Raw genomic sequence first — 12,630 nt, forward strand, 5'->3', positions numbered from 1 at the left:
AGCTGATCAGATCGTAGGTTCTGGATTTAGTTCCACTGAATTACGCAACAAAGCCAAGCAAATTAGAAGCATCCATGATAATCGAGTGCAGAACATAAATTAGTCTTGGCATTCACAAAGGCATGTTGAGCGTCAACTTGAGCCAATTTGGAATTTAATAGCTCAACTTCTGAAAGAAGATATTCGTACTTTGATGTAAATCCATAATCATATTCACTCAAACTATAATAGTTAGTCAATTCAGTAGCAGACAAATCAACTTGGCTAAATTCATAATCTCTTTGTGCTGAATATAGATTAATTAAAGCGTTGTTCATATTATCTACAACGGAACCAACCTTATATTCATAATCTAAGTGTGATATCGATAAATCAACATTAAGCAAATCGACATTAACAGCACGTTTATGCCACTCAATAAAAGGTAGAATAATTGTAGAAGACAAAGCACCAGCTGGATTCTCAAAAAGCTTAAGCAACTTATCCCCCTGAGTACCGATTGTTCCCGATATGGAAATTTGCGGGTACCATTCCAACTCCTCACGCTCCAATTTTAATGAACTAGATTTGATTTTAAGCATCGAACTTAACACATTGTAATGTGTGCCAGCAATTTCTGGCAAATCAGAAATTTTAAATTCAGGCAAATTTATAATGTCAAGTTCGCTAATTTCATTTGGATCAACAACTTCAGACCTTCCGATTAAATTCTCTATTTTGTTAACTGAATCAAAAATTTCTTCGTTAATTTTTTTTATTTCTTTCAATTCATAATCTAATTTTCTTTGAGAAAATATAACTTCAGAGTTAACAGAAACGCCAGATTCAAATCGTTCCTTTTCGATTCTCAGCGCATCGATACGAATAGCTTTAATCCGTCTATGCAAGTTAAGTCGTAACTTATTAGCTGATATTGATACGTATTCATTGATAAGTGACGTAACAACATCATTTCTAAGACCCAAAAAATCTAAGAATAACAACTCTTGTTCTATTAAGTTCAACTTATCTTCGACGCCTTTCTTACCAAAGAAATCAAAATCATAAAATACCCCAACAGAAGTAGTGTAACTATTATTAGAATTCCCACCATGCTCTAGTGATTTTGAATGAGAGGTTCCGATATTGGCATTCATTTGAACATTTTTATCATAGTCGTTAATACGTTTGTTAATTTTTCCTTTTTTTATATCTAATAAAGAAGTTTGTAACTGAAAATTATTGTTAACGGCACTAATAAATAATTCGGAAAGATAAGGTGCCATTAATAATTTAGAATCTTCTATCTCATAGAACCAATTATCCAAATCTAGTTCCTCTCTAATACTTTCATTTCCGTAGCTGGAATTATTACTACAACCAGAAATGATGCACGATATAAGCAAATACAAATTTTTCTTAAAAATCATCTCGAAAGCGCTTCAATTGGATTTAAATTAGAAGCTTTAGTTGCAGGTAATAAACCGAATAACAACCCTGTAAAAAAAGAAAAAGCAACACCAATAAAAATGGAAGAAATAGATAATATAACGTCAAACTCAGTCAATATGTTTTTTATAATTAATAATGTAACTACCGAAAGCAAAACCCCTAAAAATCCACCTAATAGGGTTATAAAAAGAGACTCAACTAAAAACTGTTCTAGTATATCTTTTTTTGAGGCACCAATTGCACGGCGTAATCCTATTTCAGAATACCGCTCGTTAACGGAAGCTAACATTATATTCATAATCCCTGAACCTCCAACAAACAAAGAGATAGAAGCAATTGACAAAATAAAAACTGAGAATGAATTTTTAACTCGATAAAGAGTATCTATATATTCCTGATCTGACCAAAATGTATAACTATCATTTGTAAGCTTAGATAAATAATCAATAACAAGTTTCTCAGATTCAGGTTTAACTACAGTAAAATGGAAACTATCAATGAAATCTTGATCACTAATTCGATTGATAAAGGTAGAATATGGGATCCATGCAATAGATTGTGGACTACGTAAATCAGTTTGTTTCACGACGCCTATAACATAAAAAACAACATTATCTATAACTACTTTTTTTCCAATCGCTCCTTCAGAATCAAAAAGTTGTGTATTTAATACATCATTAATCACAATAACTGATTCCGAAAACTCTACGTCTCTTGGACTAATAAGTCGCCCAGATAACACTTGCAAATTAATTAGACTTTCGAATTCACTTGAGACACCAAATATTGTACTACTATTGCTAAAGTTATTCTTTTTAGGGTTTTTGAAATATTGATTTAATTCTTTGTGTTCGCGTAAATATGGCGATATGTGTTCGATATCTTTTAAATTAACCAACTTACCAAATGAGCTTTCGTTTAATAATCCATTTTTCACTTCGTAAGATTCAGCCTGAACAGTATTGTTTCCCATTTGTGCCAACTCTGATATTATTTGCTTTTCGAAACTTTCGGATATTGATAAAATAAATACTACAGTTGCAATACCGACAATGACTCCTATAAGGCTCAAAAATAACTTTGTCTTATTCTTCATATATAAGAATAATGAATTCCTTAGCACGCATTTGACTCGATATAAAAAATTCTTGTTACAAATATTATCTTCCTTAGAACTATGGAACTTTCCAAGAAGATTAGTGTTCTCATTTACGTCATCAATCACCTTACCATCAGAAATTTCAATTTTTCTGTCACACAACTCAGCAATATTAATATCATGGGTAACAATTACAACAGTAGTTCCTTCATTATTAATTTCTTTTAGAATTTTAATTACTTCGTTGCTATTTTGTACGTCTAATGCACCAGTTGGTTCGTCAGCTAAAAGAATCCTAGGCTTGTTAGCTAAAGCTCGTGCTATAGATACGCGTTGTTGCTGCCCGCCAGATAGTTCACTAGGCTTATTAAAACTGACTTCTTCAATATTCAAGCGTCTCATGGTTTCTACGATACTATTTGAATAATGGGAATTTTTTGAATTAAAATAAGATAAAGGTAATTTTATATTTTCTAAGCAACTAAGATACGGTATTAGGTTATATAATTGGAAGATAAAACCAAAATAACGGTTCCTAATTTTCGCCCATTCTTCATTCCCGCAATCTCCCATATCATTTCCATCGAAATAATAATCACCAGTCCAATTAGTGTCTAGACCTGCAATAATATTGATTAATGTTGACTTTCCAGAGCCTGAACTACCAACTATGGCAACTAACTCGCCTTCATTAATTTCCAAATCAATATTATTTAGCACAACAGTGCTACTGTCAGCCTTATGGTATGTTTTATTTAATCCTTTAATTTTAATCAAAGACATCAATTTACACCTTCTAAAATTAAAACATCACCGACCTCAACTCCAGATATTATTTCCGATTTCAAAAAATCGTGTAAACCTAGCTCAACGGTTTTGGCAATAACATGACCATCAACTAATACATTGACGTTAGCTACACCATTAGCGCCATATTGGATGTATTGATTAGGAATAGTAACAACATCAATAGCTTCCGCGGTTTTTATTCTTGCACCTATTGACATACCAATACGAGCACTTTCAGACAACTCTCTAGGTACGTTAAAAGAAACATTATAGTTAACACCCTTTGAACTATTATCTAATGGCGTCAACTCAATAGAAGATATTTTTGATGTGTAATTATCTTTTGAAACTCCCAAAATATTAAATTCAACAATAGACCCAATAGATATATTTGAAATATCATACTCAGATATAGGAAGCTCAATACGATATATATCCGTACTTGCCACTTTAATCAAGTTACTTACTTGTTGGGTTGACACCAAAGTTTGACCTTTATCAACGTGTATTGAAACCACTGTCCCTTCTATCGGAGAACGTATCATTGTATAAGTTAATTGCGCTTTTTTTGAATCTACTTCCAACACCGCTGTCTCTTTAGAAAGTTTACTGCTCTGGAAAGATGCTACACTCTCCAAATATGCAAGTTTTTGTTCTTTCAATTCTTGTGATGTTTTACTTCCGACCTTTACTAAGTGCGTGACGAGCTCTAATTGCTCTTTCTCATATAAAAGTCGTTCTTGGCTTACGTTAAAATTTGCAACGGCCATCTTAAGCTCGTTCTGTGCTGTTTTAAGCTCGTTTGAACTTACAGTAGGGTCAATTTCGATTAATAATTGATCTTTAAAAACCTTGTCACCTATGCCAACCATTAATTCGGTAATCTCTCCAGAAACACTTGCACCGACATCAATCATTCTAACTGCTTCTATCGTTCCGATAGACTCCACATAGCGAGTGATGCTGTCAATTGATACAACATGCGTACCTTTCCCTCCTAATTTATTGGAATCAACAATCGCGTTTACATAGATAAAACTTAAACATAAAACAATGGATGACACGGCAAAAACAACTAATTTTAGCGTTATAACCTTACGTAAACTCACCTTCATATCCTTAACTATATGGTGTTAAGATCAATAACTTGATCCGCATTTTTAATTGACCTAGGATTATGACTAGTGAAAACAATAGTTTTCCCTGTTCCTTTTAAAGTATCCACAATCAAATCACAACTCAGTGCATCCAAATTACTCGTAGGTTCATCTAACAATAAAGTATCCTTATCTGAGAGTAATGCCCTACACAACAAAATGCGCTGCTTTTCTCCGGAAGAAAATGGATTGGTATAATTACTGATGTTCGTATGGATACCTTGAGGTAGTGACGCTACAACTTGTGTTAAACTAAGTTTATCTATCAATATAAAAATATCATCATCACTTACATTTTCATCGAACATAGCGATATTTTCACGTACGCTACCACTAATAAAATCTTGGTTAGTAGCTTGATAATAATTTGACGCAATTAATATATTATTATCCATTTCACCACCTTCATCATTTTTCAATATAGCATCGCTGTATAACCCAGATAATACTTTTAGTAATGTCGTCTTACCCGAACCAGATCTACCAGTCACAGCTACTAATTGCCCTTTGGTTATTTTTAATTCTGGAAAACTAATTGAGTTATTTACGCATATCTTTTCGACGAAGTTACGACGGTGGAGACCTCCGACCTTATCCCTATGGAGATTATGAATACTATTATCTTTTTCAAATTCAATAACATCTCTTCCTCTTTCTTCTGCTGCATCAAAAGAACCAAATGAATCATTTATATCAATCAAACGACTAAATGAAGCAGAAAAAATTTGTTTTGTATAAAAAAACAGAAATACCGAAGATAAAGGTGTATTGTTGTATTGAACTAACCAAAAACACAGGCATAACGTCAACATTATATCAACGATACCAATGATTTCTTGCGTGATTGGAAACTTTAGGTGTTTTAAACTAGACTCTATCTTAAATTCTACGAGTTGATTCACTTTAGAATCATTAACGCCACAGAGGTTTTCACTTGCTTTTCTTGATTTGATGTCTGAAATTGAATTGAAAGATTCTACAAAATGCTTAAATATGTTTTCTTGATAAGACTCTTCTATTACGTTAATTTGAGTTAGATGCTTCCTTGACATCCAGGCTAAGAACGATGATATAGAAGATATTACTAACAAAAAAGCAGCTAAATATGGCGAAATGTAAGCAGCAATAAAAAATGCAACTACAAGTTGAATAACACAAACAACCAAACTATTATAAATTGTTGACTTCGCAACTTTTGCTCCTACGTACTTAAGCGATCTATTTGTCACATCTGTCGATGTCCTGCGTTCGAAAAACGACATCTTATTGCTCAAGAACAAAGAATAGATTCTATTACTTTCTCTAGCCATTGTGGCTCCCTCTATCATTAGAGTTCGCTTTGAGCTTTGCCACATTATAACTAAAGAAACTATCTGTCCTAATACCAAATAGAACAACATATTAAAATCTAAGCTTTCGAAATCCTTAAAACCGTTATTAATATTCAAAATTATTGCGGGTAACACTAATGACAATAATGTAGTACATACCCCATAAAACAAAAGTAAAGCATCAAGTTTTATACTCTGGCTTTTAAATCTCGGAAGACCAAAAAATGACGGCTTAGCATTAATTTCACTATTTTCTTCCAAAACAATAGCATAGCCGGACAAACTCAGTTTCAACATACCAAGCTTTAATACTTGCCTACCTAAAGCGGGATTCATAACAACGGCACAATAACTATTGATCCGCTCTAGCACGACATAGTGGCTATCATTAAGATGTATAATACACGGAGTAGGTAACTCTTGGATTAACTGGGGGGTAAATGAAACTGCACGAGCATTAATATCTAACTTTCCAAAGAGACCAATTAAATCATGAAGACTAGTCCCCAATTCAGATGGTCGACATAACGTTCTTAAGTAACTTAGAGGCGCATTTTTATCATAGTGAGCACTGATACTACTTACACAAGCAAGACCACATTCGGCCACTTCACCTTGTAAACAAACTGTATCCATAATTTAACCTTGTCGATAGAAAAATGAAGGGAAATGCCAAAGTAACCATTGTGTATAGTGTGGACCTCCGATCACATACTCAATTATTAATGGCAGTTCACATTTTACGTCAAATCTACTTATAACAGGTAATACCTCAACCTTTAAGCGACCATTTTTAATGTATATATAATATGGCAACACATCTTTTAACATTAATTTAGGGAAATTAAACGGTCCAGCATGTAAATTTGACTCTTTACCAAATAAAAGTGACTTTTGATAAGAATGTTTTTGGCCACTACGTACTGTATATTCTGGTAAAGCATCAGGAAAAACTGCGAAATCAGCACTACTATTCCTCACTTTTTTCACTATTGCTCTTATACCTCTTGATGCGTCAGTCTTTGACTTAATAAAAGGATTAAACAATTCTAAATCTTGGTTACTCCACTTCCATTCCTCTGCTTTACTCCCCCATTTTGATTTCCAGTCAGATTCAGTAACATCACTAATAACATATAATTTATTATCTGAAGCTCCTTGACCAACAATTATTGCCAATTCGTCAGAAAAAACATGTAATGGATATAAAATAACCTCATTGCCAGTTTCTTTTTTATGGTTTTCTTTAATTTTTCTCAGTTGCTTAGAGCAAGAGTGAATTTCATCACAAACAACTTTATTTTTATAGCACAACATTTTTATGTACAACTTACAGTACATATCATAAAATCTTTTCTTAGGGAAATAGCTGAATTTTCTTATTACTTTATTGGTATTGCCTCGAACAGTAAATTCATTAATACTTAAGCAATGGAAAAACGAATACAACACACTAAAAAAAAGACAAAAATACAAAAATAAACTTGGAATAAAATCATTAAATATTTTTAAAACAGTCCTAAATAAGAATAATATTAAAGATTTTATTTTTCCAAGAATTGCTACAAACCATTCCAAAAACGAATATATATAAAACAAAACTTCACTTCCACAAATAATAGCGCCTAAAGATTAGACGCTATTAATATTAATTATTACTAGACTTTTTTAAAGCTTGTAGAGAAATTATACGATCCACAAACATCGTCAGCCTTTTTGCTAGTCATTCTTTTATCATTGGAATATCTTGTAAAATGGTAGCCGCGAACTATGATTTGACCACCGCTAGGGTAACTAGGGGCATAACATTCCACTTGCCATTTGCCACCCACTATATTACGAGCTTCATTGCTATTGAGAGTTTTCATAAATTTCCTCATTTTGTATGTTTAATTAAATTTCTCGTCAAATTGAACTCGACCAGAAAATTATAAAGAAATGTCCGCCTAACTTACATAATACAAATCCCTAACGATTGTAGTAAAATTCCCATTCAAGGGATTCAATGTGTTTACACGTCTTCAATAATCAACTTCATCTGTAGAAATTTAGCTAGGAACTTCTTCCAAGCATGAATATTGACGTAACTACCTCGTCAAGCGGCTCAAACGGCTTTGTTGCGAAATTAAATTTAGAGATAGAGCCACCCCATTTCATTTGTTTCTTAGTCAACACGACAAATTTCATGCATACCTAACCCAGTAAGCTTGTTCAACGCTTTAATCATCGCGTAAGTTTCACCCACCTTCGCATGGTAATTTCTTAATCTCAATCGTCCTCCTAGCAACTGTTCAACTCGATACATCGCTGTTTCTGAGAGTGAACGTCTGCGGCATCCATACCACTCTTTCCAATACTTATACGAGCCGTCTAATTTCTGACTACCCACTGAGCGATTTCGAGCGTAGCCGAGTTCCCAAAACGCTGCCCCTTCTCTTGGCGAGCAAGCGCAACTGCTCGCTTAATCTTAAACGCTCTCGTTTCGTCAGCGCTATCACCAGACACCTCAAGAATACTTCGATGTGTTTGCTTCGGTAAGTTCGGGAGTACTTCTCCACCTGTAACCCTCGGCTGCAATAATTTCTTTAGTGCTTGTATCGACGGCAATATGCAGCTTCCGCCGGACTCTACGCTTGCCATCAGTCCCGCGCTTGTTCTGTTTGCTTTGTGCCCACCCGCTTACCGCCTCTTCATCTATCCAAAAGGTCAGAGAACCACGGTTATATGAGTGATTGTTTATATTGCTTCCAGTTGTTTATTTTGTACGAGGTTTATGCATAGGGCTACGAGAGGTAGTGGACGTAACTAGTCAGGGCGTAGGTTCTTGATTTAGTTCCACGGAATTACACAACAAAGTCGTTTATAGTTCACGTTAATCCGCAATGAAACGTTTTTACTAGCACTAAATAAAGAAAATACCTAACCACTTTGGGATTTAACTTACATCCAAGCCCTGTATTTATTGTTAAAACATGATTAAAAGTTTTATTAGGATTTAAAATGAAAATAATATTATTTAAAACGGCCTTGTTGAGTATATCTTTTAATGCAGTATCTTCACCTTATTTCGGATTAGAATATGGTTTAGGTTCAACAAACCATCACGTAAAAAACAATTTCATTTCATCACCCAAAACGAGCCTTAACGCAAGGAACGAAGATGGCACGTTGAATTTTTTTGTCGGTTATTCATTAGATTCGCAATGGGCAATCGAATTTGGTTACAACCAATTTAATTTGGAAGATGACCATTCCGAATTTGTCAGGTCAGACATTGTATCCGTTACCAAAGAAAAATGGGATACAACTGTAAAAGCCAAGCAACTCATTCTAACACCTATATATTCACACCATCTCAACGAAATATGGTTAACTAAGTTTAAATTAGGCTTAACCTATACTCAATACAATTTAAGAGGTGCACATTATTTTGAAGAAGAATTTCCTTCGTCAAAATATGAAATAATCACACCTATAAGCCAATACTCCAAAAACTCAAATGAAATAGGAGGTTTAATTTCTGCAGGAACAGAATATGAGGTGTACCCACAGTTAAAAGTAGGCATCAATGTTAAACATCAATTTGATCGCTTTGCTAATACGACATCATTCAGCTTTAGTTCTACTTACTACTACTAATAAACTCCCGATTTCAGATAATAAGTGCGACATTCATGGGAAGGTGTAAAAGAAGAAGCCAACGGCTGAAAGTGATACGCTCTTCAAGTCAAAGAAACAAGCAGAGTACCACCATGAATTATCAACACTTGCATGCCACCGCTTTACTGTATATCGGGAGCTTAAACGCGACCGCAAGGAAGGTCATTATTGCTCAAATTAAGTTCAGGTGTTATCAACAAACGAACATCAGCGCGTAAATACAGAATACCTCAAGAGAGTGTTAATTTTGTCTGCCTGCTTTTAGAAACGGATTGGAATCCAGATCAAATTTCCAGTGCATTAAATAAGGTCGGTGCTGCTGTCAGCAATTAGTTGAACTACCGATTTGTTGCACAGAATAAACAGTTGGGTGGCACGTTATATCGCCACTCGAGGCAAGCTCGCAAGCGGTATCGTCAAGGTAATACAGAGAAAAGCGGCAGCGCTGTTTCTATCGATGATAAGCCAAGTATCATTGACAGTAAGAGGCGATTTGATAATTGAAAAATCGACACCGTATTAGGCAAACACAGCACTGGGACTATGGTGACTATGGTGACTATGGTGACTATGGTGACTATGGTGACTATGGTGACTATCTTGGAGCGTAAACACGACTTTACGTCGTAAAGAAAGTGCCATCCAAACCAGCGGATGACGTGAGCAAAGCAACCGTAGAGCTACTCATGCCTTATAAGGAAAATGTCAATACCATCACGGTAGGTAACGAGAGAGAGTTTGCAGGTCATGAAAGCATCGTAAAGTAGCTGGAGAATGAGAATACTAACGAGCTTTTATGCAATATGGGAACCGACTTGACAACGGTAACAGACAGCGATATTGAATTCGCTGTATCACGGACAAATTATCGACCGAAAAGCGTTTAGATTTCAAGCAACCAGCGATTGTCTTTAAAGAAATAACATTGGCTGCTTGATATTGGAGGGTGTCGCACTTCGCAGTTGAGTTTGGGACAAGCTGCGTTATATTTAGTGTTATAAACATTGTAGAACGAGGTGTATCGCCTTCAAAGTCGTTCATCCACAGATAAACCCGTGGTTTTCTATACCTATAGATTGATTATATGGTCTCAATCTATTTAGTAAGTAAATCTACAATGCTATTTACTTCATATTTATCCAGTATTCTTCTTTTATACGTGCTTACTGTTTTGGGGCTTATCGACAGTAATTCAGCGATATTATTATTTGACTTACCTTGAAGCAGGAGGTTATAAACTGCAACCTCCCTATTGGATAGAGCATGGTCAATTGCACCAACCCCTGATTTAAAAATACTATAACCACGATATATACTATCTACCGACTCTTTAATTATACTCAAGTCTTCCGATTTACAAATATACCCATCAGCGTTAAGATTCAACGCTGCATTCATATGTATAGCGCTATCGCTCCCTGAAATAAAAAGCACTTTCCCCTTATAACCATGTGCAATTGCACGCCTCAAAAAATCAAACCCGTCACCGTCTCCAAGATTGATATCTAATATTAAAAAGTTAACATCCCCCCCTTTCAACTTAATCATTGCATCTTTGAGGTTATATGTATAATCGACCTTCCTTATGTAAGGAATTTCTTTGAGTAAATTATGAATAGAAGAGCAAACTAGTGGGTGGTCATCTATTATCAAACAATTAATATAATCCAACATTGAATCTCGCTTCTTTTTGAGCTCAAATCTATCAAAATTCTTTTATATGTCAATCTTTGATCTAGCCAAACCCCCAACAAGAGACCTTTCCTACGCAACCGTAGGAATTATCCCAACCCATCTATTTAGTGAAATTTTTAACTATTATTTTTGCGAGTAACTGTGTTAACGGAGTATCTCGATTGGCTAAGCGATAATTTATTACAATTAAAGGCTGTTCTTCAATATTATAGTTTGGTAAATCCGTAATATTAAACCCTTCAAGAGTATCGTTTAAGCAGTGAAGTATTGTAGCTGATTGACTGTTTGCTAAAATATCAAGCAAACATGATACGGTATCAACTTCACCAACCGTTTTTAAATACACTTCATTTTTATTCAATGCTTTCAAAATAGAGGGTTTCTTATGAGATGCCCCATTTGTTGTAAGCCAGAAAAAAGGTAATTCAGTCAACTGTTTAAAACTATGTCCTTTTAAGCTTAAATTAGTCACGACCTTGGGCAACATCCTTCCAAGCCCTTGTTGATAAATATTTTTTGGTAAATCTGAATTAAAATAGTGTACCCCAATATCAATATCGCCATTAGACATTGCCACATTAGACTTTTCGTCCCAACTAACAAGGATAACTTTAGCTTTAGGGAATGTTTTTATCACATCAAATACTATATTATTTCCTACCCAATATTGCATGATATTAGGCAAGGCAATTACAATATCTTCCTCATAAGATAATGGATCAAAATAATGACATTTGCTTATTGAATCAATCGTTTCAACTCCTAATGAAATAATAGGAAGTATTTTTTTCATATAAAGGCTCGGCTCAAAATCATTCCCAACCCTGACAAATAGTGGGTCTTTTAATTGCTCCCTCAATTTAGCAAGATGCTTACTGACAGCACTCTCCGTTTTTCCTAAAACCTTAGCTACTGATTTTATTTGACGATGTTTATCCAATAAAATCAATACTATAAGCAAATTTAAATCTAACTTTGACTTCATAATGTTAAGCGAAATTTTTATATGACATCTATATATAGTATAGTCACGCCCCCCATTATTAAAGCAATCTTTCAATATTTTCAATCAAATGAACAATTTGATAGTAGATGCTATTGGCTCTGTTGTGTAATTCAGTTTAGAGACAGAGCCGCCCCATTTCACGTGCTTTTTAGTCAATACAATAAGTTTCAGGCATACCTAACCCAGTAAGCTTATTCAACGTTTTGAGCTTAGCGCGAGTTTCCCCCTGACTGTGTACTGTAATTTCTGAAATCTAATCGTCCTCCTAACAATTGGTTAACTTGTTACATCGCCGTTTCTGAGAGTGAGCGTTTGTGGTAACCATACCGCTCTTTCCAATACTTATTTGAGCCGTATAATTTCTAGCAACCCACTGAGCGATTTCGAGAATGGCCGAGTTCCTGAATGCTACCCTTTATCTTGGAGGAACAAGCGAAGTCACTCGCTTAATCTTAATAGCAG

The 12,630-nt window shown here is 34.7% G+C and carries 8 protein-coding genes and 2 pseudogenes; 1 reads left to right on the plus strand and 9 read right to left on the minus strand.

Annotated features, from left to right (window positions below; translation table 11 throughout):
* Positions 1-62 precede the first annotated feature (62 nt).
* From ACED45_RS22930 to ACED45_RS22955, 6 genes and pseudogenes are all read right to left on the minus strand, one after another.
* Positions 63-1,307 (minus strand): TolC family protein, encoded by a 1,245-nt coding sequence (locus ACED45_RS22930; protein WP_371715100.1) that lies wholly within the window; start codon positions 1,305-1,307, stop codon positions 63-65.
* A gap of 98 nt (positions 1,308-1,405) precedes the next feature.
* Entirely contained in the window at positions 1,406-3,313 is a 1,908-nt protein-coding gene (locus ACED45_RS22935) for an ATP-binding cassette domain-containing protein (RefSeq protein WP_371715101.1), read from the minus strand.
* Positions 3,313-4,428: an efflux RND transporter periplasmic adaptor subunit gene (locus tag ACED45_RS22940; RefSeq protein WP_371715102.1), complete on the minus strand. Its 1,116-nt coding sequence runs from the start codon at positions 4,426-4,428 to the stop codon at positions 3,313-3,315. Before ACED45_RS22940 ends, ACED45_RS22935 begins: the two co-directional genes overlap by 1 nt.
* Positions 4,429-4,442: 14 nt before the next feature.
* The gene (locus ACED45_RS22945; protein ID WP_136973893.1) at positions 4,443-6,443 is read right to left on the minus strand and encodes a cysteine peptidase family C39 domain-containing protein; all 2,001 of its coding nucleotides are present in this window, start codon (positions 6,441-6,443) and stop codon (positions 4,443-4,445) included.
* A gap of 3 nt (positions 6,444-6,446) precedes the next feature.
* A complete protein-coding gene (locus ACED45_RS22950; protein ID WP_136973892.1) occupies positions 6,447-7,385 on the minus strand; it encodes a hypothetical protein in 939 nt (312 codons plus the stop codon).
* Between the two features lie 586 nt (positions 7,386-7,971).
* Positions 7,972-8,566 (minus strand): annotated as a pseudogene (locus ACED45_RS22955) (hypothetical protein).
* Between the two features lie 241 nt (positions 8,567-8,807).
* On the opposite strand from ACED45_RS22955, the gene ACED45_RS22960 reads away from it, so the two are divergent.
* Entirely contained in the window at positions 8,808-9,446 is a 639-nt protein-coding gene (locus ACED45_RS22960; protein ID WP_136973891.1) for an AcfA family outer membrane beta-barrel protein, read from the plus strand.
* Between the two features lie 1,116 nt (positions 9,447-10,562).
* On the opposite strand, the gene ACED45_RS22965 is transcribed toward ACED45_RS22960, so the two are convergent.
* The 3 genes and pseudogenes from ACED45_RS22965 to ACED45_RS22975 all read right to left on the minus strand — a co-directional run.
* Positions 10,563-11,141 (minus strand): response regulator transcription factor, encoded by a 579-nt coding sequence (locus ACED45_RS22965; RefSeq protein WP_136973890.1) that lies wholly within the window; start codon positions 11,139-11,141, stop codon positions 10,563-10,565.
* A gap of 121 nt (positions 11,142-11,262) precedes the next feature.
* The gene (locus ACED45_RS22970) at positions 11,263-12,147 is read right to left on the minus strand and encodes a LysR family transcriptional regulator (RefSeq protein ID WP_371715103.1); all 885 of its coding nucleotides are present in this window, start codon (positions 12,145-12,147) and stop codon (positions 11,263-11,265) included.
* 169 nt (positions 12,148-12,316) lie between these two features.
* Positions 12,317-12,630, minus strand: a pseudogene (locus ACED45_RS22975) (IS5/IS1182 family transposase); the annotation flags it as partial.

The organism is Vibrio crassostreae (assembly GCF_041439375.1).
GTDB classification, from domain to species: domain Bacteria; phylum Pseudomonadota; class Gammaproteobacteria; order Enterobacterales; family Vibrionaceae; genus Vibrio; species Vibrio crassostreae_D.